This is a genomic window from Parvivirga hydrogeniphila, assembly GCF_023371205.1.
Lineage (GTDB): Bacteria > Actinomycetota > Coriobacteriia > Anaerosomatales > Anaerosomataceae > Parvivirga > Parvivirga hydrogeniphila.
In genome coordinates, this window is the sequence record NZ_JAMCCO010000002.1 from 256852 (window position 1) to 281556 (window position 24705).

The 24705-nt window shown below is 68.1% G+C and carries 29 protein-coding genes and 1 tRNA gene; 1 reads left to right on the forward strand and 29 read right to left on the reverse strand.

Annotated elements, in window-relative coordinates; genetic code table 11:
• Position 1 precedes the first annotated feature (1 nt).
• The 21 genes from nuoH to MX659_RS06930 form a co-directional block, all read right to left on the reverse strand.
• Positions 2-1024 carry an NADH-quinone oxidoreductase subunit NuoH gene (gene nuoH / locus MX659_RS06830; RefSeq protein ID WP_267192725.1) on the reverse strand — a complete coding sequence of 341 codons (1023 nt, stop codon included), beginning with the start codon at positions 1022-1024 and terminating at the stop codon, positions 2-4.
• Positions 1021-2229 carry an NADH-quinone oxidoreductase subunit D gene (locus MX659_RS06835; RefSeq protein ID WP_267192726.1) on the reverse strand — a complete coding sequence of 403 codons (1209 nt, stop codon included), beginning with the start codon at positions 2227-2229 and terminating at the stop codon, positions 1021-1023. Before MX659_RS06835 ends, nuoH begins: the two co-directional genes overlap by 4 nt.
• Entirely contained in the window at positions 2226-2669 is a 444-nt protein-coding gene (locus tag MX659_RS06840) for an NADH-quinone oxidoreductase subunit C (RefSeq protein WP_267192727.1), read from the reverse strand. The genes MX659_RS06835 and MX659_RS06840 overlap by 4 nt, the downstream gene beginning before the upstream one ends.
• Positions 2653-3171: a NuoB/complex I 20 kDa subunit family protein gene (locus MX659_RS06845; RefSeq protein ID WP_407674475.1), complete on the reverse strand. Its 519-nt coding sequence runs from the start codon at positions 3169-3171 to the stop codon at positions 2653-2655. The genes MX659_RS06840 and MX659_RS06845 overlap by 17 nt, the downstream gene beginning before the upstream one ends.
• Positions 3141-3506 (reverse strand): NADH-quinone oxidoreductase subunit A, encoded by a 366-nt coding sequence (locus MX659_RS06850; protein ID WP_267192729.1) that lies wholly within the window; start codon positions 3504-3506, stop codon positions 3141-3143. The genes MX659_RS06845 and MX659_RS06850 overlap by 31 nt, the downstream gene beginning before the upstream one ends.
• A gap of 233 nt (positions 3507-3739) precedes the next feature.
• Positions 3740-3815 (reverse strand) — tRNA-Thr (locus MX659_RS06855).
• Positions 3806-4903 carry a PSP1 domain-containing protein gene (locus tag MX659_RS06860; protein WP_267192730.1) on the reverse strand — a complete coding sequence of 366 codons (1098 nt, stop codon included), beginning with the start codon at positions 4901-4903 and terminating at the stop codon, positions 3806-3808. Before MX659_RS06860 ends, MX659_RS06855 begins: the two co-directional genes overlap by 10 nt.
• Positions 4891-6021, reverse strand: coding sequence for a DNA polymerase III subunit delta' (gene holB, locus MX659_RS06865; RefSeq protein ID WP_267192731.1), 1131 nt, complete (start codon positions 6019-6021; stop codon positions 4891-4893). Before holB ends, MX659_RS06860 begins: the two co-directional genes overlap by 13 nt.
• Positions 6018-6665, reverse strand: a complete 648-nt coding sequence (tmk, locus tag MX659_RS06870) for a dTMP kinase (RefSeq protein ID WP_267192732.1) — start codon at positions 6663-6665, stop codon at positions 6018-6020. The genes holB and tmk overlap by 4 nt, the downstream gene beginning before the upstream one ends.
• The gene (locus MX659_RS06875; RefSeq protein WP_267192733.1) at positions 6662-7225 is read right to left on the reverse strand and encodes a FumA C-terminus/TtdB family hydratase beta subunit; all 564 of its coding nucleotides are present in this window, start codon (positions 7223-7225) and stop codon (positions 6662-6664) included. The genes tmk and MX659_RS06875 overlap by 4 nt, the downstream gene beginning before the upstream one ends.
• Positions 7218-8654, reverse strand: a complete 1437-nt coding sequence (locus MX659_RS06880; RefSeq protein WP_267192734.1) for an MFS transporter — start codon at positions 8652-8654, stop codon at positions 7218-7220. The genes MX659_RS06875 and MX659_RS06880 overlap by 8 nt, the downstream gene beginning before the upstream one ends.
• Entirely contained in the window at positions 8651-9496 is an 846-nt protein-coding gene (locus tag MX659_RS06885; RefSeq protein ID WP_267192735.1) for a fumarate hydratase, read from the reverse strand. Before MX659_RS06885 ends, MX659_RS06880 begins: the two co-directional genes overlap by 4 nt.
• A gap of 1 nt (position 9497) precedes the next feature.
• Positions 9498-10433 (reverse strand): malate dehydrogenase, encoded by a 936-nt coding sequence (gene mdh, locus MX659_RS06890; RefSeq protein ID WP_267192736.1) that lies wholly within the window; start codon positions 10431-10433, stop codon positions 9498-9500.
• Between the two features lie 98 nt (positions 10434-10531).
• On the reverse strand, positions 10532-11116 hold the full coding sequence (locus MX659_RS06895) for a hypothetical protein (protein WP_267192737.1): 585 nt from the start codon (positions 11114-11116) through the stop codon (positions 10532-10534).
• A 77-nt stretch (positions 11117-11193) separates the two neighbouring features.
• A complete protein-coding gene (locus MX659_RS06900) occupies positions 11194-13653 on the reverse strand; it encodes a DNA topoisomerase I (protein ID WP_267192738.1) in 2460 nt (819 codons plus the stop codon).
• A 69-nt stretch (positions 13654-13722) separates the two neighbouring features.
• Positions 13723-14274, reverse strand: a complete 552-nt coding sequence (locus tag MX659_RS06905) for an HD domain-containing protein (protein ID WP_267192739.1) — start codon at positions 14272-14274, stop codon at positions 13723-13725.
• Positions 14261-14938, reverse strand: coding sequence for a hydrogenase nickel incorporation protein HypB (gene hypB / locus MX659_RS06910; RefSeq protein WP_267192740.1), 678 nt, complete (start codon positions 14936-14938; stop codon positions 14261-14263). Before hypB ends, MX659_RS06905 begins: the two co-directional genes overlap by 14 nt.
• 9 nt (positions 14939-14947) lie before the next feature.
• Entirely contained in the window at positions 14948-15280 is a 333-nt protein-coding gene (gene hypA / locus MX659_RS06915) for a hydrogenase maturation nickel metallochaperone HypA (protein WP_267192971.1), read from the reverse strand.
• Between the two features lie 15 nt (positions 15281-15295).
• Positions 15296-16081, reverse strand: coding sequence for a twin-arginine translocase subunit TatC (gene tatC / locus MX659_RS06920; protein WP_267192741.1), 786 nt, complete (start codon positions 16079-16081; stop codon positions 15296-15298).
• Positions 16081-16542 (reverse strand): Sec-independent protein translocase subunit TatA/TatB, encoded by a 462-nt coding sequence (locus MX659_RS06925; protein WP_267192742.1) that lies wholly within the window; start codon positions 16540-16542, stop codon positions 16081-16083. Before MX659_RS06925 ends, tatC begins: the two co-directional genes overlap by 1 nt.
• Positions 16543-16615: 73 nt before the next feature.
• Positions 16616-16951, reverse strand: a complete 336-nt coding sequence (locus MX659_RS06930) for an STAS domain-containing protein (RefSeq protein WP_267192743.1) — start codon at positions 16949-16951, stop codon at positions 16616-16618.
• A 118-nt stretch (positions 16952-17069) separates the two neighbouring features.
• On the opposite strand from MX659_RS06930, the gene MX659_RS06935 reads away from it, so the two are divergent.
• Positions 17070-17423, forward strand: a complete 354-nt coding sequence (locus MX659_RS06935; protein ID WP_267192744.1) for an STAS domain-containing protein — start codon at positions 17070-17072, stop codon at positions 17421-17423.
• Between the two features lie 15 nt (positions 17424-17438).
• Here the strand turns inward: MX659_RS06935 and MX659_RS06940 are convergent, their stop codons facing one another.
• The 8 genes from MX659_RS06940 to MX659_RS06975 all read right to left on the reverse strand — a co-directional run bounded on the left by MX659_RS06940 (position 17439) and on the right by MX659_RS06975 (position 24605).
• Complete coding sequence (locus MX659_RS06940; RefSeq protein WP_267192745.1) at positions 17439-18005, reverse strand: tetratricopeptide repeat protein; 567 nt, start codon at positions 18003-18005, stop codon at positions 17439-17441.
• A gap of 63 nt (positions 18006-18068) precedes the next feature.
• A complete protein-coding gene (locus tag MX659_RS06945) occupies positions 18069-18458 on the reverse strand; it encodes a hypothetical protein (protein WP_267192746.1) in 390 nt (129 codons plus the stop codon).
• Positions 18455-18940 carry a SoxR reducing system RseC family protein gene (locus tag MX659_RS06950; RefSeq protein ID WP_267192747.1) on the reverse strand — a complete coding sequence of 162 codons (486 nt, stop codon included), beginning with the start codon at positions 18938-18940 and terminating at the stop codon, positions 18455-18457. Before MX659_RS06950 ends, MX659_RS06945 begins: the two co-directional genes overlap by 4 nt.
• A complete protein-coding gene (locus MX659_RS06955) occupies positions 18937-20295 on the reverse strand; it encodes an amidohydrolase family protein (RefSeq protein WP_267192748.1) in 1359 nt (452 codons plus the stop codon). Before MX659_RS06955 ends, MX659_RS06950 begins: the two co-directional genes overlap by 4 nt.
• A 72-nt stretch (positions 20296-20367) precedes the next feature.
• On the reverse strand, positions 20368-21093 hold the full coding sequence (gene ubiE / locus MX659_RS06960) for a bifunctional demethylmenaquinone methyltransferase/2-methoxy-6-polyprenyl-1,4-benzoquinol methylase UbiE (protein WP_267192749.1): 726 nt from the start codon (positions 21091-21093) through the stop codon (positions 20368-20370).
• Complete coding sequence (locus MX659_RS06965) at positions 21090-22865, reverse strand: TIGR04190 family B12-binding domain/radical SAM domain protein (protein ID WP_267192750.1); 1776 nt, start codon at positions 22863-22865, stop codon at positions 21090-21092. The genes ubiE and MX659_RS06965 overlap by 4 nt, the downstream gene beginning before the upstream one ends.
• Before the next feature lie 180 nt (positions 22866-23045).
• Complete coding sequence (locus MX659_RS06970) at positions 23046-23585, reverse strand: hypothetical protein (RefSeq protein WP_267192751.1); 540 nt, start codon at positions 23583-23585, stop codon at positions 23046-23048.
• A 9-nt stretch (positions 23586-23594) separates the two neighbouring features.
• Positions 23595-24605 carry a multiheme c-type cytochrome gene (locus MX659_RS06975; RefSeq protein ID WP_267192752.1) on the reverse strand — a complete coding sequence of 337 codons (1011 nt, stop codon included), beginning with the start codon at positions 24603-24605 and terminating at the stop codon, positions 23595-23597.
• Positions 24606-24705 lie beyond the last annotated feature (100 nt).

Below are 24705 nucleotides of genomic sequence, written 5' to 3' on the forward strand. Positions count from 1 at the left end.
CTCAGCCCACCACCCTCGCGAGTGCAGGCAGCGCCTTGATCACGACGCCCATCACCACCACGAGCACGAGCGAGACCGGGATGAGCCGCTTCCACCCGAGCTCCATCAGCGTGTCGATGCGCACACGGGGGTAGGTGCCGCGGATCCACATCATCACGAAGATGCCGACGTACGTCTTGAGCAGGAACGTCACTGGCGCGAGCGCCGCACTCACGCTCTGGGGAACCCACGGCAGCGTCCACCCGCCGAAGAACAGCGTGACCGCAAGCGCCGAGATGATGAAGTGGTTGCTGAACTCGGAGAGGAACAGCAGCCCGAACTTCATCGCCGAGTACTCGGTCGCGAACCCGGAGACCAGCTCGGACTCCGCCTCCGACATGTCGAACGGCGTCTGGTTCGATTCGATGAGCGCAGCGATGAGAAAGACCGCGAACGTCGGGAGGAGCAGCGGGTCGAAGATGAACCATCGCGGCACGAAGCCCGCCCACACGCCGCTTTGCGCCTCCACGATGCGCCCGAGGTCGGCCGTGCCCGTGAGCATCACGATCGGAAGGACCGACAGCAGCAGCGGCACTTCGTACGCGATCTGCTGCCCCGCGGCGCGCATGCCGCCGAGAAGCGACCACTTGTTGCCGGACGCCCACCCCGCGATCAGGATGCCGAGCGGCACGAACGAGAGCGCCGTGAACGTGTACAGCAGCCCCGCATCCAGGCGGACCGCCCGGACAGACGACGAGAACGGCAGCGCTGCGTACGCCGCAAGCGAGGGCACGAAGACCACGAGCGGCGCGAGCCAGAACAGCGCCTTGTCGGCGGCGCGCGGCATCACGTCTTCTTTGGTGAGCAGCTTGAGCACGTCCATCGTCGTCTGGAAGATGCCGGAAGGCCCCATCTCCAACGGCCCGTAGCGCAGGTGCAGGTGGCCGAGCACCTTGCGGAGCATCCAGATCATCACCACGCCGTTGGCGAGCATGAGCGCGAGGCACGCCAACACCTTGAGGACCGATGCGATGACCGGGCTCATCGGTCGATCTCTCCCATCATGACGTCGGTGGAGCCGATGATCATCACCACGTCCGCGATGAGATGCCCCGGCAGGATCTCTTCCAAGGCCTGGAGCGCGAACAGCGACGGTGCCCGATAGTGGAAGCGGTATGGGCGCTCGCTCCCGTCAGAGACGAGGTGGACCCCCGTCTCCCCGCGCGAGGACTCGACGGCGGCATAGACCTCCCCGGCCGGCGGTCGCAGCACCTTCGGCACCTTCGCCATGTGCGGACCTTCGGGCATGCCGTCCACCAACTGCCGTATCATCCGCGCGGCCTGGCGCATCTCTTCCATGCGCACGACGTACCGGTCCCACGCGTCGCCCGCCGTCCCCACTGGGACGTCGAACTCCAGCTCGGGGTATGCGGCGTACGGGCGGTCCACGCGCACATCGTAGCGGACACCGCTCGCTCGCAGGTTAGGACCGGTCAGGCCGAAGGCGAGCGCCTGCTCGCGCGTGATGACCCCGATGCCTTTCACCCGAGACTGGAAGATCTCGTTGCCGCCGAGCAGCGCGTGGTGCTCGGGCAGGTAGACGTTCTCGAAGGTGTCGACGAACGCCCGGATCTTCGCGTCGATGCCGGCCGGCAGGTCCCGCACGACGCCGCCAGGCCGGACGTAGTTGAACATCATGCGCTGACCGCTGATGGCCTCAAGGATGTCCAGGAGCGCTTCACGGTCGCGCATCGCGTACAGGAACTGCCCCATCGCCCCTGTGTCGAGCCCGAACGTGCCGTACCACACCAGGTGGCTCGCGATACGGTTGAGCTCGCTTGCAAGCGAGCGCAGCCAGTGCGCCTTTCGCGGGACCTCGACCTCGAGCAGCTGCTCGGTCGCGAGGGCCGCCGCAAGCTCGCCCATGATGCCGCTCACGTAGTCGCCGCGGTCCATGAGGGTACCGAGCGCGTCGTACCGTCGATGCTCGGCGACCTTCTCGATGCCGCGGTGCAGGTAGCCGATGGACGCTTCGGCGGTGACGACCTCCTCGCCGTCGGCCTCAACGAGCATGCGCAGGACGCCGTGGGTGGACGGGTGCTGGGGGCCCATGTTGATGACGAGGTGCTCCGTGCGCAGGCCGTCCACACCGGAAGGCGCACGCCGAAGACCCGCCGGCAGCACCGGCGGTTCGTGCATGCCCTCGCCGATCAGACCGGCGTCGTAGACGTCGTAGCGAGGATCGCTCATCGCGTGAACTCCTCTGGCGATCGCACCGGGACGTCCTTGCGCAGGAGGGGCGGAACGCCTTCGGTGGTCAGCAACCGCTTGGGGTTCGGATGGTTCGTGAGCCGAAGACCGAAGAGCTCGGCCGTCTCTCGCTCCGGCATGAGCGCAGCGGGGCAGGTCTGCCACACGCTCGCAAGCTCGCCGTCGTACGGCACGGCCGTCTTGACGAACACGTCCTGGCCGGCCTCGTAGGAGCGGAGGTGGTAGGTGATCTCGATGTGCTCGCCGGTATCGGTGCCCAGGAGGTCCACAAGCGAGTCGAGGCCTGCCTCCTTCAGCCGCCCGAGCGCTTCTTCCGCCTCGCCGCGGCCGACGCGCGCGACGACGCCGAGACGCTCCTCGGCGACCGTCGCGCCCTCGATTCCAGCGAGCAGCCGCTCGACGTCAGCCACGTGCAGCATCGACGCGCTCCTTCGCACGCTCGGCGATCTTCTTCTGCAGCTGGATGAAGGCGTACTGCACGGACTCCGGACGCGGCGGGCAGCCCGGCACGTACACGTCGACGGGCACCACCGTGTCGACGCCGAGGACCACGTTTGGGTACTCGCGGAACGGGCCGCCGGTCGACGCGCACGCGCCCATCGCAACCACCCACTTGGGCTCCGGCATCTGATCGTAGAGCCGTCTGACGGTCTCGGCCATCTTGCGGTTCACCGTGCCGGCGACGATCATCACGTCGGCCTGGCGTGGGCTTGCGCGAAAGAACACGCCCATGCGGTCGAAGTCGAACCGAGGGCCGCTCGCGTGCATGAGCCCCTCGATCGCGCAGCATGCGATGCCGAACGCGAGGTACCAGAGCGAATTGCGCCGCGCGTAGTCGAACAGCTGCTCGCTGCGGGCGAACAGGACGGAGTTCTCGCCAGTCAGTCTGTCTAGCGCCACTTGAGCGCGCCCTCCTTCCAGGCGTACGCGAGCCCGAGCGCGAGGATGGCGATGAACAGGAGCATCTCCGCCAGCACGAAGACGCCCATCGCGTTGAAGGCGACCGCCCAGGGATACAGGAAGACCGTCTCGATGTCGAAGACGACGAACAGGAGCGCGTATACGTAGTACCCGATGCGGAACTGCACCCACGGAGGACCCACCGGCTCGACGCCGCACTCGTAGGTGGACGTCTTGCGCGCGTCAGGCTTCGAAGGAGCGAGCAGGCTCGAGGCGAGCACCGCCACGGGCACGAACAGCGCCCCGACGACGATGAACGCCGCCAGCGTCAGATGATCAAGAGCGGACGTGTGCACGGCACTCCGCACCTCCTCCCCGGAAAGACGCCTGCCGCCTCCCACAGCATACCCGTGGCACGGCAACGCCCGCGGCGGGCACCGGGGGAGACCCGTCCGGGGGCGAGGTTGCCGCACTGTAACACGGGTTACAATCCTCGCGCAAGACTTCTTCGCGAGGCCAAGCCCGCGCCGCTCCGGCGTAGGGGGCACGCAAAGGGCCCGCTCATTACGAGCGGGCCCTCTCGTTCCTGTGGAGCCGACGAAGGGACTCGAACCCTTGGCCTGCGCATTACGAGTGCGCTGCTCTACCAACTGAGCTACGTCGGCGTATTCCCCGCATCCTTGTCCTGGCTCTTCGGTTTGCGCCGCCTCCGCTTGCGCGGTGCGGGGCGCTGTGCATCCGGCTGCTTCGGCGGCTCCGGAGCCGCGCTCTCCACCGGCCCTGCGGTCCGGCGCCGCCGCTTGCGCCTCGCTGGTGAGCGCTCGCCTTCCACAGCGGCTGCTTCGGCCTTCGCCACCGTCCCGGACGGCGCTGCGAGGCTCTCGAGCACCGCGGCGACGGCCGGCACGGGTGCTTGGATCGCCTCGGCACGGACCCTGCACGGACGTCCGCCCGCCGCGTCGCACTCCATCGCCGACAGCGGCACCTTGAGCTCGGAGCCGTCCTCGAGCTTGATGGCGACGATCTCCTTGGGCGTGTTGAGCGCCGCGACCTTGCCTGGCCCTTTCGGGGTTTCAACGATCGACCCGCACTTCGGGGCACGCTGCTTGAAGTCCTTGTATGCATCGTACTCGTAGCGCAGACAGCACATCAGTCTGCCACACAGGCCGCTGATTTTCAACGGATTGAGCGGCAGGTCCTGCTCTTTGGCCATCCGGATCGAGACCGGCTCGAAGTCGCCGCGCATGCGCGCGCAGCACAGCTGCTGGCCGCAGTGGCCGACGCCGCCCACGATGCGCGCCTCGTCGCGGACACCGATCTGCCGCATGTCCACCCGCGTCTTGAAGGTCGAGGCGAGCTCGCGCACGAGCGCGCGGAAGTCCACGCGCTCTTCTGCCACGAAGTAGAAGACCTTCTTCGAGCCGTCGAAGAGCGTCTCGACAGCCACCGGCTTCATGTCGAGTCCGTGTCGCTCCACCATCTGCCTGAAGGTCTCGAGCGCGCGCTCGTCTTCTGCAGCCAGCTCCGAAGCGCGTTTGACGTCGGACTCGTCTGCGAGGCGCACGACGGGCTTGAGCGGCGCGACGACCTCGTCATCTGCGACCTCCGTGCAGCCGAAGACGACCGTGCCGAACTCCTCCCCGCGCTCCGTCGAGACGATGACGGGATCGCCAGGCTGCGGCTCGGTTCCGGCGGGATCGAAGTACAACACCTTGCCAGCGTATGCGAGCTTCACTCCCACTACCGTGGGCACTTGAGGACCTCCTGAAGATCGAACAGCATGGCCTCGATGGCCACCTGGGGGTTCACATTATACGAGACCCGCTCGCGCGCCGCTTCCACGGCCCGCACCGCGCGCACCGCGGCCGCCGGCGACATCACCCGAGCGACCTCCTCGATCGCGTCGGCCTCGTCGGCGTTGGCGGCGAGGTCCTCGCGGCCCGCTCCCACAGCGAGCGCGTCGCGGACCCAGCTCGCCATCGATCCGAGCAGAAGCGCGACGCTCTCGCGCTCCCTCGCCGTGAGCTCCCGCCTGTGCCGCTCCTCGAGCGGCTTGACCGACGCGTCCGTGCCGAAATACTCGCGTCGCTCCGCGATCTCGGCCGCCTGCGCCGCCTTCACGTCCTCGAGCGGCGCGCGCACCGCGGCCAGCAGATCACGGGCCGCGAGCAGCACGTCGTGCCCGTCCATGTATGGCAACCGCTTGAGGATGTCGAATGCGAGAACACGTGTTGCAAGGAGCATCGGCGAGCGCAGCAGCGCCTCCGCCCGAGCGAGCACGCCTCCGGCGGCCGCGAGCGCAGCGCGCGCCTGATCGGGCGATGCGCCCGTCCGCTCGACGAGCAGCGCGACCGCGGTCGGCTCCGGAACCGGCGCGAACCGCACCACCTGGCAGCGCGACGCCACCGTCGGGAGAACGGATTCGTAGGAGCGAGCAAGCAGCACGAGCAGGGCGCTTGGCGGTGGCTCTTCGATGGTCTTCAGAAGCGCGTTGGCTGCGCTCGCACCGAGCCGGTCAGCGTCCTCGATGACGTACACCTTCTTCGCGCCCGCAACCGGCCGCAGCCCGACGTCGTGCACGAGCTCCCTCGCTTGCTCGACGGTGTAGCCCGCAGATCCCTGTGGCTCCAACCGGACGAGATCCGGGTGGCTCCAGTTCCACACGCGCGCGCAGGTGGGGCACGCTCCGCAGCCGCCGGACTCGCACAGAACGGCGCACGCCAGGGCCTGCGCCATCAAGAGCGTGCCCGATCCCGGCTGTCCCACGAACAGGTACGCGTGCGACACCTTGCCCGACTCGACCGCGGCCTTCAGCCGCTTCGCGATCGGCCGCTGCAAGGCCACGCGGTCCCATGCACACCCGCTCGTCATCGGCCGTCCTCGCCGATCCTGACACCGATGCGCTCAAGCACCGGAGCCGCCAGGCGCGCGACCTCGCGCCACACGTCGTCCACCGACCCGCGGGCCACGAGCCGCACGCGCTCCGGCTCGGCCGCAGCGATAGCGGCATACCCGTCCCGTACCCGCTCATGGAAGGCGATCTCCTGCCGCTCCATCCGATCGGGCCCGCTGGCGCTCGCGGCCGCAACCCCTTCGCGAGGCTCGACGTCGAGCACAAACGTGAGGTCTGGGGCCAGTCCGCCTGTCGCCGCGTCGTTCACCGCGCGGACCAGGCCGAGATCCAACCCTCGGCCGTATCCCTGGTACGCGGTCGTGGAGTCGGCGTACCGGTCGCACAGCACGACTCTGCCGGCCTCGAGCGCCGGGCGGATGACCTGCGCTGTGAGCTGAGCACGGCTCGCCGCGAACAAGAACAGCTCCGCAACGGCGGTGAGCTCGTCGTGCGCGGGACCCAAGAGGATCTCGCGGATGCTCTCGCCGGTGAGCGTGCCGCCGGGCTCCCGGACGGTCACCGGCTCGACGCCGGCCCGCAGCAGCGCCTCGGCGAGCAGGCGCATCTGCGTCGTCTTGCCGGCGCCGTCGCCGCCTTCGAACGTGATGAACACGCCGCTCATGCGCGCTCCTCGTGAGTGCCTCTCGCACCGGAAGCATAGAGGTCCCGCCCGCGTGCGTCGATGCCGACGAACACCGGCAGGTCGCGGACCTCGAGGCGGATCAGCGCTTCGGGACCAAGCTCGCGGTACGCCACGGTCTCAGCGCTCACGACCCGCTCGCCGAGAAGCGCCGCGGCGCCGCCGACGGCCACGAGGTACACGGCCCCCGTCTCCGCGCACGCGAGGCGCACCGCTTCGCTGCGCGGGCCCTTGCCGATCGTCGCGACGATCCCAGCGCGCAGGAGCTCGGACGTCCAGGCGTCCATGCGGCTCGCCGTCGTCGGGCCGACGGAACCGGCCGGCCTTCCGGGCCTGGGAGGCGTCGGACCCGCGTAGAACAACGCCTGGCCCGCGAGGCCGTACGGGAGCTCGCCGGTCCGCGCGAGCTCTGCTGCCAGCCTCTCATGCGTGGCGTCCCGCGCCGTGAACAGCACGCCCGAGAGCACGACCTCGTCGCCCGCGACGAGACCGCGAAGCACGTCTCTTTCGTCAGGCAGCAGAATCCGGACGGGCTCACGCATCTGCCACCTCCGCCGACGCAGCCGGGCGCCGCCACTCCAGCCGGCGGTACCCGTTCCATGCAGCAGCGAGCACGAGCGCCGAAGCCAAGAGCAACGTGAGCCGCGGCCCTGAGAGCCAGACGTGTGCAGGATCGATGCCGCGAGACTTCACGAGCGCCGCTATCGCCGCGTTGACGAGGTCGCCCAGGGGCGCCACCACGGCCATCGACACCAGCAGCGACACGCGCACCACCGCATCGAGCGCGGTGAACACCCTGCCGCGCAGCTCGTCGGAGACGGTGAGCACGACGTAGGTGTTGCCCGTGACGCTCAAGGCGGCGATGCACAGCCCGGCCACGAAGGCGAACACCGCCGCGATCCAGTACGCGCTCGACAGCGCGAAGACCACCATCCCTGCCCCGAACACGCTCACCGCGCCCAAGAAGAGCGCCTGCAGCGGGATCCGTCCGGTCAGCCGCGGCACGAGAAGCGCGCCGGCGACCATCCCGAACGCGATGAACACGAGCATGAACGTCTGCGGGGCCGCGACGAGCCGGCGGAACAGCTCGATGCGGTCGAGGAACGGAACGCCCCCGACGAGATTGCTCTGCACGTGCACCAGGCCCACCGAGATGAGCGACCCGCCGCCCATGAGCGCGAGGGCCACGGTCACGAGCAGGCCACGGAGCTCCACGCGCTCTTTCAAGAACCGGAACGACTCCACGACGTCGCGGCCGATGAGCGTGAGGTCGAAGCGCCGGGCCTCGCCTGCACGTGCGCGGACGCGGATGCTCAGCACGAAGGCCGCTGAGGTCACGAAACTGAGCGAGTTGAGCACGACACCTGCGCGCGGACCGAGAAGCGCAGGAGCAAGCGGGCCTGCGAGCGCGTCCACCACCGGCAGCTTCGCGCGCAGCACCGCGCGCACGATCGCCTCGAACGCCGCAAGGATGGCGCCGGAGGCCGTCAACCCGATGAGCATGCTCGCCTGCTGCGTCGTGTACGAGAGCCCGTTCGCGACGGCGATGTCCTCCTCGTCGACGAGGTACGGCACGAGCGCGTTCTTGGCGGGGTTGAAGAACAGCGAGGCCATCTCCATGAAGAACACGATCGCGTAGATGACGGCAAGCGAGTTCGTGAACAGCAAGCCGAGCGTGAGCACGGCCCGGACGGCGTCGCACACGATCATCAGCACGCGGCGGTCGAACCAGTCGACGAACACCCCGACGAACGAGCTCAACAGAAGCGACGGCAGGATCTTGACGATCATGATGCCCGCGACTGCAGACGCCGATCCGCCGGACAGCGTCGTGACGAGCGGGATGAGCAGACCGATGACGAGCCAGTCGCCGATACCGCTCACGAACTGGCTGATCCACAGCCGGCGGAACCGCTTGTTCTTCAACAGCGGGCCGTAGCGTGCGCTCGACAGGTCCACCAGGGCCGTCACGCGCCCCTCACCTCCACAGACGTCGCGCGCATCGCGCAGCAGCCGAGGTTGACGGCCACAGGCAGCGCAGCGATGTGCGACGGCGCCGAGACGAGCCGCACGCCGAGCGCGGTCGTGCTGCCGCCGAGGCCGGCCGGCCCGATGCCGGTGGCGTTGACGGCCACGAGGATGCGCGCCTCGAGATCGCGGACGCGAGGATCGGCAGCAGGCGCATCGAGCGGCCGCAGGAGCGCTCGCTTCGAGAGCTTGCCCACGGTGTCGAAGGTCCCGCCGACCCCGACGCCGATGACGAGCGGCGGGCATGCGGACGCCCCTTTCGCTTCCACGGCGCGCACCACTGCATCCACGACGCCGTCTTCGCCCGCGCTCGGCGGAAGCATCTGCACGACAGAGGCGTTGTCCGAGCCGCCGCCTTTCAGCATGACGTGGACGGTCGCCCCGCTTCCCGGACGCCACGACACGTCGAGGAGCGCCGGCGTGTTGTCGCCGGTGTTCGTGCGGTCGAGAAGCGCGTCTTTGACGACGCTCATGCGAAGCCCGCTCTCGCGGTAGGCGTCGCGCACCGCGGCGTCGATCGCCTCAGGCAGTCCGGCAGGCACGCACTCGTCCTCGCCTGCCTCGACCCACACCCAGACGGTCCCGGTGTCCTGGCACAACGGCGCGGCGTCGCGTTCGGCGACGGCCGCGTTCTCAAGCAGCATCTCGATGACGCGCCGGCCCCGCTCGGAGGTCTCCGAGCGCAGCGCCTGCTCCAGCGCTGAGCGGACGTCCGGGCGAAGCGAGCAGGCGAGGCGCGCAACGGCCTCTTTGACGGCGTCAGCGATGGCGCGCGTCGAGAGCACGTCACTCCCCGAGGCCGAGGGCGGCGATGCCCTGCGAGACGCCAGCGGCCGAGGCGCGCAGCGCAGCGAGCTCATCGTCGGCAAGATCGAGCTCGAGCACCTCGACGACGCCCTCGGCACCGATGACGGCAGGCACGCCGACGCTCACGCCGCGAAGCCCGTACTCGCCGTCGAGCACGGCGCACGTCGGCATGACGCGCCGGGCGTCTGTCAGCACCGCCTCCACCATCGCCGCTACCGACGCGCCTGGAGCGTAAAACGCGCTCCCGGACTTGAGCAGCGCGACGACGTCTGCCCCGCCGTTCACCGTGCGACGCACGACCTCCTCGATCGCGTCTGGCGCGAGCACCTCACAAAGCGGCCTGCCAGCGACGGTCGCGCGGCCCACGAGCGGCAGCATCGTGTCGCCGTGGGCGCCGATCACCATCGCATCGACGTCCGCGACAGGCACTCCCGCCGCCTCGGCGATCGCATGCGCGAACCGCGACGAGTCGAGCACGCCGCCCATGCCAAGGACCCTGCCGCGCGGCATCCCGGAGATCCTCCACGCCAGGTAGGTCATGACGTCGAGCGGGTTCGTCACGCAGATCACGACGGCCGTCGGCGCCACCCGCACGACCTCGGTGATGACCGAGCGGACGATGTCGCCGTTGGTCTTCAGCAGGTCCTCCCGCGTCATGCCGGGCCTGCGCGGCAGTCCCGCCGTGATGACGACGACGTCCGAGCCTTCGCACTCGTCGTAGCCGTTCGTCCCGACCACGCGCACGTCGAAGCCGCCGACGCGCCGGGCGTGCATCATGTCGAGCGCTTTTCCCTGCGGGACGCCGTCCGCGACGTCCACGAGCACGACGTCTGCGGCTTCCTTGAGCGCGAGCAAGTACGCGGCGGTCGCGCCGACCTGGCCTGCTCCGACGATCGTGACCTTGCGACGCGACACGGGCGCTCCCTTCGTCGTGACGGCGTGCGGGATCGAGCCGGCTGGCTCGGGGAGCATTCTAGCACTCGAACGGGTCGCTCGCGTCCGGACTGAGCGCGCTACGAGAGGTCGGCGAGGTAGTCGGTCTCGGGCTTCTCGCCGCGGTGCCGCGCCAGGCGCTGCTTCAAGATGAGAGGCGGCTCCAGGTCGGGCGCGCTGGCGTCGATCGGCGGCGCCGGGACCGGCACATCGGCCAGCACGAGGTCCTCGGTGCCGAACGCCTCAGCGACCACTTCCCCGGCCACGACGATCGCGCTCCCGCCGTGACCGGGCGCTCCGATATCGCCGCCGCCGTGCTCTGCGACGATGACGATGCTCGCCACTGAGACAGATGCCGCGATGGCGAGCTCAAGCACGCCTTCTGCCTGCAGCTCCGATTCAGACCCCGCCATGAGCACGAGCGCTGCCGGCCGCTCGCGTCGCGCCTTCGCAAGCTCCACAGGATCGATCGCGGCGTCGCCTTCGAGCACGACGACCGTGCCGAGCAGGTCGATGCCGTCAAGCAACGGAGATTCGCCGCCCACAGGAGCGGCGATGAGGACCTCGGCGCCCTGGGCGACCGCGCGCGCCCTCAGTTCAGCGAGCGACCGCGCCTGCGAGTCCCGGTCGGCGCGGATCGCGGACTGCAAGACGGCGACCCTCATGACGACCTCCTCGTGACTTCAGTGAAGCGTGCATACAGTGGATGCCCGAAACCAGCGTTCCCCTCACGCGCCCGCCGCTACCCGCGCGTGCGCCGCCGGGAAGCGCCCGTGCGCTTGGGGCGCTCCTGCTTCGACGGGCACGACGGGTCCGCGCATACCCGCCATGGCCCGCGCCTGGTCTGCACCACGACGATGGGCGCTCCGCACTCGCAGGTCTCGCCGGTGGGGGCGATCTCCCCGCTCTGGGGCAGCGGGTAGCTCACGTGGCACTCGTCGTAGCGCGTGCACCGAGCGAAGCGCTTGAGCGTCCGCGCGGAGCGCTGCGCGATGATGCGGCCGTCCCGCCCCGCCGCCGCGCACACGGGGCACGCCCCGATGTCGAGCGGCTGCTCGGCGTTGGTCGGGCACGCCGGATCGATGCAGCGCACCTCTGGCTTGCGCCGCGCTTGGATGACCTTGATCTTCGGAGCGCCGCAGACCTCGCACGGCTCGTCCACCGGCTCGATCTTGCCGGCAGGCAGCGGGTAGGTGACCGTGCACTCGGGATAGCCGGTGCACCCCGCGAACTGGCCCTTGGTCTTGGCAGACGACCGCACGACGAGGTCCTTGCCGCACGAAGGGCACGCGCCGACGCGGGCGTCTTCGAGCGAGGCCTCTTTCAGCATCTCGCCGACCTCGCTCGCGTGGTCCAAGAGGTCTTGGAGCGCATCTCCGAGCATCCGCCGCGAGTGCGTCACCACCGCATCCTTCTTGCCCTCGCCGTTGGCGATCGCGTCCATCTCCGCCTCGAGCTCTGCCGTCATGTCCGGAGTGGTTATGCGCTCCGCGAACGCGCTCAGCGCCTTCACGACCGCACGGCCGAGCGAGGTGGGCGCCACCGGGTCCCCGGTGATGTAGCCCCGGTCGTACAGGGTCTGGATGATCTCGTGGCGGGTGGCCTTCGTCCCGAGGCCGCGCTTCTCCATCTCCTGGATGAGCGCGCCTTGGGTGTAGCGCTTCGGTGGCTGCGTCTGCTTGCTCTCCGACGACGCTCCTTTGAACGCCACCTGCTCGCCCGTCTCGACCGCCGGCAAACGCTCGTCTCTCTTGGCGCCGTAGGGGTAGATCTCGCGGAACCCGGGCTCCACCACGACGTCGCCGCGCGCGACGAATCGCTCGCCGCCGACTTCGACCACGAGCTTCGTGACCTCCACGACGGCCGGGTCGGAAAGCGTCGCCAAGAAGCGGCGGGCGACGAGGTTGTAGAGCTTCCACTCCTCGGCGGAGAGCTTGTCTGGGTCCGCCACGCCGGTCGGGTGGATCGGCGGATGGTCGGTGGTCTCCTTGGCGCCGCGGGTCGCGCGAAGCGTCGGCCGTCCGAGCAGCCGCTTCGCGTAGTCGCGGTACGCGGGCACCTCGCGCAGCATCCTCAGCGCGCCGACAAGATCGAGGCTCGGCGGGTAGACGGTGTTGTCCACGCGCGGGTACGAGATGAGGCCGTTCATGTACAGCGTCTCAGCGATGCGCATCGTGCGCGCTGGCGAAAGCCCTTCGGCAGCAGCGGCCGCCTGAAGCGCGGTGGTGTTGAACGGCGCGGGCGGGTTCACCGTCCGCCGGGTCTTCTCCGCCTCGGCGACGGTGCCTGCGTCATGCCCGTCCACCGCCGTGAGCACGCGCGCCGCGTCCTTATCGGATGAGAACCGCTCGGTCTCGTGCGTTGCGGAGAACTCCTCGCCGCGCGCCTCGAACAGCGCCTTGACGACCCAGTACGTCTCCGGCACGAAGGCCTCGCGCTCCACCTCGCGCTCCACCACGAGGCGCAGCGTCGGGGTCTGCACGCGGCCCACGCTCCGGGGTCGCCCGACGCCGGAGAACTTCACCTTCGTCAGGTACCGCGTGAGCACAGCGCCCCAGATGAGGTCGATGTCCTGCCTCGTCTCGCCCGCAGCGGCGAGCTCCTCGAAGATGGCACCGACAGAGGAGAACGCTCGCTCGATCTCGTCTTTCGTGATTGCGGAGAACCGCGCACGGCCGATCGGCACGTTCGCGTTCACGGACCGCACGATCGACCGGGCATCAGCGCCGATGAGCTCGCCCTCGCGGTCGTAGTCGGTGGCGATGACGACGGCGTCGGCCTGCTTCGCGAGCGACTTCAGCGCCTCGACGATGTCGCGCTCAGCGACGTGCTTGCCCACGGGCGCCCACACCAGGTACGGCAGCGACTGGAGCTTCCAGGTGGCGAGGTCGACGCCGTCCGGCAGGTACGGCTTCGAGCGCTTCTGCCACGGCGGCGCCGGGAGCTCGCGAGGCAGCTCCGCAGGGGTCGCTCTCCCGTCCGGCCACTCGGCCGTCCACCGGCCGTCTCGGTGCCTGAGGGCAAGCGGGAAGTCGACGCCGAGGATGTGGCCCTTGAGCCCGATGCTCGCCCACTCCTCGCCGTTTCGCTTGAAGCGGTACACCGGAACGCCGTGGACCTGCTCGGTCTTCGGCTTACCGGTAGCAAGGATCTCTGCGATACGCCGGGCGGCTATGTTCTTCTCGGAGACGATCAGACGCATGAGCGCGGCTCCTGTCTCGGCGACGGCTCATGCGAGTATAAACGCCGCGTCAAGCCAGGCGCCCCGCTCCTACAGCCCGAGGGCCTCCGCGTGCGCCTGCATCGTGGCGAGCGAAAGGGCCAAGAACTCGTCGCGGTCGAGTCCGAACTCGGCGCACGACGCCATCTGCTCACGGCTCGCGCCCCGCGCGAACGCCTTTTCCTTCCAGCGCTTCTTCAGGCTGGAGACCTCGACTGCGGCAAGGGACTTGTCCGGACGCACGAGCGCCGCCGCGACGATGAACCCGGTCACGGGGTCGGCCGCATACAGCGCCTTGTCCATGAGGGACTCCCGCGGCGCTTTCCTCGCGTGGGCGAGGATCGCGTGCGCCATCTCCTCGTCGATGCTGCCTTCGAGCATCTCGACTGTCACGCGGCCGTGGCGCTCGAAGTCGTCGGCCGTCGTCGCGTAGTCGAGGTCATGCACGATGCCCGCGACCTCCCACCGGTCCGCGTCAGCGGGCGCGACGCTCAACCGCTCGGCAAGCGCACGCATGATCCAGCCGACCGCAAGGCAGTGGTTCTTGAGATTCGGGGCAGGCACGTGCTGCTCGAGCAGCGCGACGGCCTCATCGCGCGTCATGGGACCCGCCTCCTTGTGCTGACTCGATGCGCTCGCTCAACCACGCGACCCAGGCTTCGACGCCCTCACCGGTCTTCGCGGACATCGGGAAGATCGGTGCACGCGGATTGAGCCGCCCCACCACGGAACGGAATTCGTCTTCGTCGAAATCGAAGACCGAGCGCGTGTCGTACTTGTTCAAGATGACGGCCTCGGAGATCTCGAAGATCCCGGGATACTTGTACGGCTTGTCGTGCCCCTCGGGGACCGAGAGGATCATCACCTTCGCGTGCTCGCCCAAGTCGAATTCCGTCGGGCACACCAGGTTGCCGACGTTCTCGACGATGATCAGGTCCAGGGCATCCAAGTCGAGCTGGTCGATGGCGCGCCGGATCATCGCAGACTCGAGATGACATGCCCCGCCTGTGTTGATCTGCACGGCCGGGATGCCGTGCTCCGATATCTTCTCTGCATCCACGCGCGACGCGATGTCGCCTTCGATCACCGCGATGCGGTACCGATCTCGGAGCGCGGCGATCGTCGCGAGGATCGTCGTGGTCTTACCCGCGCCCGGGCTCGCCATCAGGTCCACGACGAACACGCCCGCATCTGCGAAGCGCCGCCGGTTCTCGTCTGCAAGCGCGTCGTTGCGCGCGAGCACGTCTTTGGCGATGTCGATGCGCACCACGCCTCCTTACTCGACGTCGATCGCGTCGATGCGAAGCTCGCGTCCCTGCACGAGCGTGATCACGTACGAGCCGCACTCGGGGCACTTCGGGTCGAACCGGTCGTGTCGGAAGACCGCGCCGCACTCCGTGCACTGCGATCGCGCCTCGACGTAGTGCACGACGAGCTCCGCGCCTTCGGCCATCGTGCCCTCTTTGAGCGCTTCGAATGCGAAGCGCAAGGCGTCGTCCATCACCTCGGTGAGCTCGCCGATGCTGACCTCGATCCGCTCGATGCGCGAAGCGCCGCTCTCAGTGGCGGCCTGGACAGCCGACGTGAGGATGCCATCGCAGATGCCCATCTCGTGCACGGGCGGTCACTCCTCGTCCAGCGCGAACGCCTCGCGCTGGCTGCGGATCTTGCGCGCGAGCAGCGCCCTGAGAAGCAGCATCGTGCCCTCGAACAGCCCGATCATCGCGATGGCGAGAAGCCCCATCGTCACCGGCGACCAGTCCGGCGTGATCATCGCGGCAACGGTGGCGAGCACGACCCACACCACCCGCCAGTTCTTCCGCAACTTGTCGTACGGGATGACACCGAAGTACACGAGATAGAACACCAGCACCGGCACTTCGAAGGCCACGCCGAATCCCAAGATGAAGTACATCGCGAGGGTGACGAGGTCGGCGCCTGTCGGCAGGTAGCTGAAGATGTCGCCATTCTGCTTCGCGAGCCACTGCGCGCTCGGATCGAGCACGACAAAGTAGCAGAACGCAGCGCCGGCCAAAAACAGCGCGACGGCCGCAATGAACGTCCAGATGAACCACACGCGCTCTTTCGGCTTGAGCGCCGGCAGGAAGAACGCGAGCGCTTCGTAGATGATGACCGGGCTCGAGACGACCAGGGCGCCCCATACGCCGAGCTTGAAGCGGATCCCCATCGCTTCGAGCAGCTTGAGCGTGACCGCCGGCTTGCCTTGCAGCACCGGTTGAAGCGGCGCGACGAGGAACTTGTAGATCGGCGTGGCAAAGAAGTAGCCGGCAAGGGCCGTGACGCCCAGAACCACGACGACCACCGTCAGCCGGTTGCGCAGCTCGGCGAGGTGGCTCATGAACGGCATCCGCTTGGGCGAGATCGGCATGGCGTGCGCAGGCGTCGCCATCAGGCGTCCGCCTCGACCTCCTCCCCACTCTGCTCGGTCTCGTCCGGCAGCTCGATGCCCGGAGCGCCCGCTGCTCCCGGCGTCCACACGGTATCGGCAAGATCCGGCGCAGCAAGCTCCGGATCGTACTCCTCGTCCTCGAGGACGGCCTCGGCGGCGCTCTCGCCTTCGGTGTCGGCTCCGGACGCCTGCGGCTCCTGGCCGGGAATCGTCGTTCCGGCCTTCTCGCGGTACTCTCGCGCAGCTTTGAACGGATCCTCTTTCGCCGACTTCGTCGCCGCTTCGGACTGTGCTGCGTAGACCTCCGCGCGTATGACGGACTCCATCATCGCCTGGTAACGCTTGAACTCCGCGGTGAAGCGGCCGATCGTGCGGGCGATCTCAGGCAGCTTGTCAGGCCCGAACAGCAGCAGCGCGACGGCCGCGATGAGAACGAACTCTGTACCGCTGATGCCGAACAACGTTGCGTCGCTCCCTGGACGGAAGGCCGTGTGCTCGCACGAGTCTACGGGTGCGGCACTCGCCGCACAAGCGCTAGAACTCCGCGGCCTCCTCGACGCTCGACATGATCGGAAAGACCTTGTCGAGCCCCGTGATGCGGAAGACCTTGAGGATGCTGTCCTTGGTGCAGACGAGGCGCAGGCTGCCGGAGCGCTCCTTCACGCGCCGCAGGCCGCTCACGAGAGCGCCGAGCCCTGAACTGTCGATGAAGCCCACACCGTCGAGATCGACGACGATGTCGAGGCACCCTTCATCGATGGCCTCGGCCAGGTGCGATTTCAGCAACGGCGACGTGTACACGTCCACCTCGCCACGCACCGTCAACACGCAGGCGGAGCCGTCCTTCTTCACGTCGATCGTCAGCTGCATGGCCGCCCCTTGCTTCGCTCGTGCCCGTGTCACGATTGTAGCCGTCCTCTGGTCCCGTGAGAAGCCGCACAGGTTCGGGTATCAACTGGCCAGTGTCCGGGACGTAGGAGGTGTGGCCGTGTCGCTTTCAATCAACGTCGACCCGCATGACGACCACTGGGTCCTCACGCTTTCCGGCGACCTCGACTACAGCGAGTGCGCCAGTTTCCGCATGACGGTGGACCGCGTGCTCAGAGACGCGCCCCCGAGCGCCATCATCGACTTGTCCGGCATAGAGTACCTCGACAGCTCCGGGCTCGGGCTTCTGTTGTCGCTCTCGAAGGAGTACGGTGCAACGGGCGGCCGGCTGGTGCTCGTGACGAACGAGGTCGTCGACAACATCTTGGAACTCACCCGGCTCTCCAGCATCTTCTCCACCGCGCCTGGCGTCGAAGAGGCACGCCAAATGCTCGCGGACACCGCTCGCATGTGAGCCGTGGCGTGGTCTCTACGGCGTGCTCGTCGTCCCTGACGACTGCGTCGCAGGAACGCTGGCGCCGATCTGCGACAGGTACTGCTTTGCAGCGTCGATCTGCTGGGCGAGGTTCGGGTCGTTCGTCGCGATGAAGCGCTTGAGCGATTCCGCTGCGTCCGGAGCACCCGAGTAGTACGCCGCGAACGCGCGGTCTCCGAGCACCTGCGCGTCGTCAGGGCGCTTCGCGAGCACCTGGTCGTAGTAGCTGATGGCGACCGCCCAGAGCGGCTGCGCCGCGTCTGCCAGCCCGGCGTTGGTGAGCTCAGCGGCGTAATCGTAGTACGCGTGCCCGAGCTGCGTGATGATGTCGATGTCCTCTGGCTTCGCCTTCTGCGCCGCAAGCAGCGCGTCGATCGCAGGCTGATGCTTGGCTGCGATGGACGACTGCGTCGCAGCGGCATCATTGGAGCTGCTCGACGATCGGCTCGCGCCGCCCGAGCCGATTGCGGCAAGCCCCGCAACGGATGCCACGAACGACAGCGCCACGGCGATGATGACGACCTTCACCCACGTGGGCGACGAAGTCTTATCGATGGCCATGAGCCACCCTCGCTTCCTGCTGTGACGGCGACCGGCCGCTCAGGCCGGTCGCAGAGACGATCATCAGTTGCCGGTTCCACTTGTCCCGGTACCGGTGGCGGGCTGGCTCGTGCCCGTCGCGGCCTGGCCGCCGGTCATGCCGCTGATGTCCGGATGCCCTGGCGGGAGCTGGCCCGACTGCAGCTGCTCCGGCGTGAGCTGCGGCGCGACGGCACCGGTGTCGGTCGTCGTGCCCGAACCGCCGGTCGGGATGAGGATACCGATGATGACGCCGAGCAGAAGCGCGATGACGGCCACCAGCGCCGCGACCGTCATGCTGACGCTCTGCTGGAAGACCTGCTGCTTGGCAGGAGCCACCGTCTTCTGCGCCGGCCGCGCGCTTGCGGCCTTCTTCTCTGCCTTCTTGGGTGTCTCGCTCTCTTCTTCGTCGAAGAAGAAGTCCTGGTCGCTCACTCGTACCTCCTGTCAGTGGCGTCGCCGTCGTGACGGTCGCCTGAACCTGTGTGAACGGGCGCGATTATAGCACGCACGAACGGAGCGAACTCCTCCTTGCGAGCCAGCTCACGCTCACGGAAGAACACGGCCGCGAGCACGAGTGTGGCGCTGCCGATGCCGGTGAACGCTCCGACGGTATCAGGATCGCCGTCACCACCAGATGCAAGCAAGAATCCGGCCAAGTAGCCCGCAAACAGCGCAAGGAGGGGCGCTACGTAGATGGCGAGCGCCGCCTGCACCCGCAGGCGCTCGGGAATCTCGATCTCGACTTCGTCGCCGACGCTCGCGCCCACCCGGTCGAGCACGTCAGCCAGCAGCATCTCGCCGCTCGCCGAGCTCAGAGAAGAGCACGCCTTGCAGCCAGCACACGCTGCCGTCTGGCCGAGCGCCACGTCTGCCCGGCCGCCGCGGACAGCGACCACCGTCCCACGTTCCCTCACGCGCCGCTCCAGTTTCGCAGCTTGGCCTGCACGCGGTCAGCGCGCCCGACAAGACCGGCGAACGCCTCCGCGTCTGCCGCCGAACGATCGAACACGACGGCGCCGTCGATCATGGTGAGCAGGACGTCGTCTTGGTTCGCGGTGTGCACGACAGCGCCGTACGGGTCTTGCGTCGGCACCTGGTGGCTGCGGGAAAGATCCACCGCCACGATGTCAGCTCGCTTGCCGGCCTCGAGGCTTCCTACAAGGTGGTCGAGCCCGAGCGCGCGGGCCCCCTCCAGAGTCGCCATCCTGACGAACCGCTCGGCCGGATAGAACCGCGCTTCGCCCGCGAGCCCTCGCTGCACGAGCAGGCCGATCCGCATCTCGTCGAAGAAGTCCATCGTGCTGTTCGACGCGGGCGAGTCGGTGCCGATGCCGACGAGCACGCCGGCGTCCATGAGCTCCTGAAGCGGCGCGATGCCCATCCCGAGCTTCAGGTTGCACCGCGGGCAGTACGCGACGGCCGTGCGCGTCTTCGCGAGAATCCCGACGTCGCCTTCATCGAGGTGCACGCAGTGCACCGCGAGCATCCTGGGTACCTCGAGGATGCCCCACTGGTATACGTAGCGCACCGGGCTCACCCCCGTGGGGAGCCAGCCGATGCCCGACCAGCCCGACGCCTCGCGGTAGTCCTGACCGAGGAGCGAAGAGCCGTACTTCACGAAGTCGTGCTCGTCTTTCGAACCGGCGAGGTGCATCGCCACCGGCAGGCCGCGCTCGGTCGCCGTCTGCGCGACCGCCTCGAACAGCTTCGGGTGGCACGAGTACGGCGAGTGCGGCGCGAGACCGACCTCGATGCGATCGGACACCGCCTGCTGCCAGCGCTCGACATCGTCGAGCGCGTCCGCGAGCGCGCGCTCGACCTGCGAGCGGTCCATCGTGGCGACCTCGCGGTAGATGACGCCGCGAAGCCCCGCGGCCGACGCCGCGCCGACTGAGGCGCCGGAGTCCGTGATGTCCGCGATGGTGGTGATGCCGGAACGGACCGCCTCGGTGGCTCCGAGCTCGGCGGAGACCGCCCAGTCCTCTGCGTCGAGCGCCGACTCCTTGCGCATGACCTGCAGCTTCCACTGCGAGTACGGCGCGTCGTCGACCATCCCGCGGAACACGGCGTACTCCAGGTGCGTGTGCAGGTCGACGAAGCCCGGCATGAGCGCCGCTTGCCCGAAGTCGCGCTCCTCCTCGTCCGGGTAGCGGGCCTTGAGCTCGTCGCGCAAACCGACCTCGACGATGAGGCCGTCGCGCACGAGCACGGCGCCGTTCTCGATGAACGGTGCGCTCACAGGTAGGACGTAGCGGGCCGAAAGCAGCATGGGCGACCTCCGTGACGACCAGGTGCTCAGGACATCCTAGCACGCGCGCGGGACGGCCGTGGGCGCAGGGCCTCACACCTCCGCGACGTGCACCGCCACGATGCCGCCAGTGAGGTTGCGCCACCGCACGCGGGAGAAGCCCGCCGCCTCGAGCTCGCGCGCGAGCTCCTGCTGGCTCGGGAACCGGCGGATCGACGCGTTCAGGTACTCGAACGACGCCCTATCGCCGGCGATGAGCGCACCGAGCGCGGGGATGACCCGCTCCAGGTACGCGTGGTACACCGCGCGGAACGGCGCGAACGGCGGCCTGCTGAATTCGAGGATGACGTACCGCCCCCCCGAGCGGAGCACACGCCGCACCTCGCGGAAGTTCGCTTGCCGGTCGGGCAGGTTCCGCACGCCGAAGGCGATCGTCACCACGTCGAACGACGCGTCAGAAAACGGAAGCGCCTGTGCGTCCGCATGCGCGAATGAGATGCGCGTAGGGCCGTGGTAGCGCGCCGCTTTCTGCTTGCCGACCCTGAGCATCTCTTCCACGAAGTCGGTGGACAGGACAGACGCTGGGCGCCCGTACCGCGCGATTGCAAGCGTCAGGTCGCCCGTGCCCGCCGCGAGGTCGAGGACCTCGGTAGACGGCGTGATTCCCGCCATCCGCACCGTCGCGCGGCGCCAGAGGCGGTCAAGCCCGAAGCTCGACACGAGGTTGAAGGCGTCGTATCGCGGCGCGATCCGCGAGAAGATGCCACGGACGCGCTCGGTCGTCGGAGTCCCGCGCGAAGGGTCGAGCGCCTCGCTCACGCCACGCCTCCCTCGCGGGCGAGCCTCCGCCTGCGGATCGCCGGGAAGAGGATCTCGGCGTTGACCTTGAGCCACAGGTGCGCATTGGCGATGACGTGCGTCGGCCGAACGCTCCGAGGCCACTGCAGCTCGGACTTCACGCACACCGTGTTCTCGTTGAGCTGGTCGATCTCGCGCTTGAGCGCAGCGAGCCGCCGTTCGCGCTCCTCGCCCTCGCTCGACTCGACGATCGCATCGATCCGCCGCATCGTCTGGCGCGCTTCGCGGATGCGCATGTCGGTTGCAGCGGCCGTCGCAGCGTCCAAAATGCCGATCTCGCCTTTGATGCGGTTGAAGCCGAGCGCCGCTTCGTAGGTGCTCTCGACGAGCTCGTCGCGCGTCATGCCGTCGGGCTCGTAGTTCAAGATGTGCTTCCACGACGGTTGGAGCAGGAGCTGCCGATGCTCTTCCAGCGTCCGCCCGCGCAGGCGGTACCCGTACGCGTCGGGGTTGTCGAACACCATCGAGCCAGGGTCAAGGAACGGCGCCATCGGCGAGATGAACGCGAGCAGACGCGTATCGTTGCCCACGCTCTCATAGAGATCCCGCACGGCAGGGACGGTGTCTCGCACCGACTGCGCGGTCTGCGTCGGGATGCCGGTCATGAAGTAGAGGTCGAAGCGTGAGCAGCCGTGCTTGAACGCGTGGCGGACGGACGTGGCGACCTCCTCGAACGCGTAGTGCTTGCCGAACGCCGCGCGCACCGCATCGTCGTGGCTCTCGCACGAGACCTCCACCGACCAGTCGTTGAGGTTCTCGCCCAGAAACGCGCAGAACTCCTCAGTGGGCGGCGTGAAGAACTCGAAACCGATGGGGTTCTTGAAGTCGATGCGCCTCAGGCCCTTGATGAACGCCTCGACGTAGTCCGGTCCGGCCTGCTGGAAGTCGTTCAGCACGAACACCGGCCCCGGGATGTGCTTCGCCACGTGCTTGATGTCAGCCACCAGGCGCTCGGGGTCGCGGAACGCCGGGCGCGTGCGCCCGAAGTGCTGCGCGAAGGCGTACGCCGATCCGCCGCACGTGGGGCACTGCTTCGTGCACCCGCGGCAGACGAGCGAGGCGGTCACCGGATAGCCGAGCCATCCCCGGAACGGCAGCGAGCTCGTGAAGTCGCGGTCGCGGATGACGGAGCGCATGTTGAAGCTGTAGTCGAGCTTGACGTGGTCGAAGGTGTCCGGAGCCCACGAGAGCTCGTTGATGACCACGTCCCCGGCGGCGGTCTTGTAGGTGAGGTTCGGGATGCCTGCGACGCTCCCGCCCCGTCTGAGCGCGTACACGAGCTGCGTGAAGGGCTCTTCGGTCGAATCGCCGCGGAGCACGTAGTCGACGCAGTCGTAACGGATGAGCTCCTCGTGGAAGTAGGAGGCGGACAGACCTCCCATCACCACGGGAATGTCGGGGTGCAGCCGCTTGCAGATCCGCGCGACCTCGATGGCGCCGTGCGCGTGCGGCAGCCAGTGCAGGTCGATGCCGAACGCCACGGGCCGCATGGACCGTATCGCCGCCTCGACGTCAAAGCGGGGCCTGGCGAGCATGTGCATTGCGAGGTTCACGATGCGCACGGAAAGCCCGCGCCGCTCCATGTACTCGGCGAGCGTCGTGAAGCCGATGGGGTACATCTCGAAGATCGGCGTGGAAGGCACAAGGTCCGAGACCGGTCCGAACATGATGGACCGCTCGCGGAAGTCGTACACGCTCGGGGCGTGGAGAAGCACAAGATCGGTGTGAGGCACGACGCTCCTTCTCGCACAGGCCGCCTGCGCGGAGCGGCCCCAGACCGTGCGGATGATACCACAGCAGAGGATTACGGCACGGGCAGCGCGGCTTCCTGCAAAGACAAGCGGGGGCCCGCTTTCGCGGACCCCCGCCGGAGGGGGGACGTATGTCACGCCCTCGAGGCCACGCCGATCAGCTTACGGCAGACCGCGGAGCAGGAGCTCCGAATCCATGGCCGACGAACGATCGGTGGTGCCGTTCCAGTAGGTTGCGTCGCCGTGGCAGTCGATGCACACGCTGTCGAGGTTCTCGGCAGCCGCATTAAGCAGCGCACCGTCGTCGCTCTGGACAGCTGGGATGCCCGACGAAGCGTTGGCCGACGTGTCGTCGTATGACAAGACGACCGTACCGATCGCCGAAGCGCCGCGTACCACACCGACCGCGATAGGGGTGCCATCGAAGTCAACGCCCCACAGCTCGTCCTTCAGCATGTTGTAGCCAAGCGTGCGGTGCGGCCAGCTGAAGCCGCCGTCGAGGCACTTGCTGCCGACTGTGGTGGCAGAGGTCTTGATGAACGACTGCGCGGTGTAGTTCGTCTTCCCTGACACCGGCGCGGTGAAGGTCGCGGTGTAGGCGCCACCGGAGGTGCCGTGGCACTGGTTGCACGAGCTCGCACCGGTGTGGCAGTTACGGCAGTGAGGACCATAGTTGTTTGAATCACCCGGATTCAAGATCATCTGGCGCGCTCAATGCCTCGGCTGCGCATCGTGCGAGTAGGCGACCGTGTAGGTGCCGGTCGTGGTGTCGCTTGCGTTCGGCTGCCAGACCTCGGCGGCCTGGGTGGACATACCGGCGGTGCCGTCGTGGCAGTCGGTGCAGAACTCAGACACGGACAGGAAGCCGTCAGTCGCCCACGGGAAGTCGGCATCCGGGTCGTTGTCCTGGACCCCGCCATACGCGGCATCCGCTGGACCGAGCGGCTCGTCCCAGTCGATCGCGATCTTGTTCTTGCCGTCAGTCGCGTACGGATCCGAGCCGTATGTGGTCGTGTCGCTGCCGTCGGAGTGCGGGTCCTTCAGCAGCAGGAAACGGCCCGTCGGCCAGATCGGCTTCGCGGCAACAGCACCGCTGCTGAAGATCTTGAAGTTGCCCTGGTTCGGGTCGATGCCCCACTCGCCTGCGGTGTCGAGTGTGCCGTCTGAGCTGTTGCCGGAGCCAGGAATGACGCTCGCTCCCGTGCCCATCAGACGACCCGGGTTCGCAAAGGTCGTCAGCACGCGCGCGGAGTTGCCGTGCGGCGTGTGGCAGTCGAAGCAGCTGAAGCCCTGTGTGTCCGAGTACGCCGGCTTGATGTCGGCCGGGGCATTGCCCTTGTAGCCCAGCGTGTGGCCAGTGCCGTAACCCATGGTCTCGGTCGGGATGGCCGACGCCTGCGACGGGTCATACGAGCCGCTGCGGTAGTCGTTGTCCATCATGATGTTGATGGTCGAACCGCCGCCGCCGCCGTGGCAGTAGTCGCACGCAGCCTCCCGGCTGTTCGCGCGCAGCAGCATGAAGCTACCAGAAGCGTAGTGCGTCGAGTGGCAGTCCTGGCACTTGTTCGTGGTAGTCGTGTAGCCGCCGTGCGGGCCGGAGAAGTAGCCGTTGGCGCGGGTGTACTGGATGGGGTTGTTGTACCCCTCGGCGAAGGCCGGCGCCGCCACCAGAAGCACGAGCACGGCCGCGGCCGCAAGGACGATCATCGTGCGTCGTGACATTGCACCCTCCTTGTGTGTTCGCTTGCTTACGAAGCTCGTCATATCTCGTTCCACCTCCTCTCTCCCGACGAGCGCGAAACCGCGTCTGCGGTGATCGCCT

Excerpts from the sequence above, each read along its gene's own strand:
- MX659_RS06875 (WP_267192733.1), bottom strand. The coding sequence starts at position 7,225 with ATGCGTGAGCCCGTCCGGATTCTGCTGCCTGACGAAAGAGACGTGCTT.
- tatC (WP_267192741.1), bottom strand. The coding sequence starts at position 16,081 with ATGGCGACGCCTGCGCACGCCATGCCGATCTCGCCCAAGCGGATGCCG.
- nuoH (WP_267192725.1), bottom strand. The coding sequence starts at position 1,024 with ATGAGCCCGGTCATCGCATCGGTCCTCAAGGTGTTGGCGTGCCTCGCG.
- MX659_RS06955 (WP_267192748.1), bottom strand. The coding sequence starts at position 20,295 with ATGCTGCTTTCGGCCCGCTACGTCCTACCTGTGAGCGCACCGTTCATC.
- MX659_RS06970 (WP_267192751.1), bottom strand. The coding sequence starts at position 23,585 with ATGATCTTGAATCCGGGTGATTCAAACAACTATGGTCCTCACTGCCGT.
- tmk (WP_267192732.1), bottom strand. The coding sequence starts at position 6,665 with ATGAGCGGCGTGTTCATCACGTTCGAAGGCGGCGACGGCGCCGGCAAG.
- hypA (WP_267192971.1), bottom strand. The coding sequence starts at position 15,280 with ATGGGCATCTGCGATGGCATCCTCACGTCGGCTGTCCAGGCCGCCACT.
- MX659_RS06940 (WP_267192745.1), bottom strand. The coding sequence starts at position 18,005 with ATGGCCATCGATAAGACTTCGTCGCCCACGTGGGTGAAGGTCGTCATC.
- MX659_RS06905 (WP_267192739.1), bottom strand. The coding sequence starts at position 14,274 with ATGACGCGCGATGAGGCCGTCGCGCTGCTCGAGCAGCACGTGCCTGCC.
- MX659_RS06835 (WP_267192726.1), bottom strand. The coding sequence starts at position 2,229 with ATGAGCGATCCTCGCTACGACGTCTACGACGCCGGTCTGATCGGCGAG.
- MX659_RS06930 (WP_267192743.1), bottom strand. The coding sequence starts at position 16,951 with ATGCAGCTGACGATCGACGTGAAGAAGGACGGCTCCGCCTGCGTGTTG.
- MX659_RS06900 (WP_267192738.1), bottom strand. The coding sequence starts at position 13,653 with ATGCGTCTGATCGTCTCCGAGAAGAACATAGCCGCCCGGCGTATCGCA.
- MX659_RS06895 (WP_267192737.1), bottom strand. The coding sequence starts at position 11,116 with ATGAGGGTCGCCGTCTTGCAGTCCGCGATCCGCGCCGACCGGGACTCG.
- MX659_RS06975 (WP_267192752.1), bottom strand. The coding sequence starts at position 24,605 with ATGTCACGACGCACGATGATCGTCCTTGCGGCCGCGGCCGTGCTCGTG.
- MX659_RS06840 (WP_267192727.1), bottom strand. The coding sequence starts at position 2,669 with ATGCTGCACGTGGCTGACGTCGAGCGGCTGCTCGCTGGAATCGAGGGC.
- holB (WP_267192731.1), bottom strand. The coding sequence starts at position 6,021 with ATGACGAGCGGGTGTGCATGGGACCGCGTGGCCTTGCAGCGGCCGATC.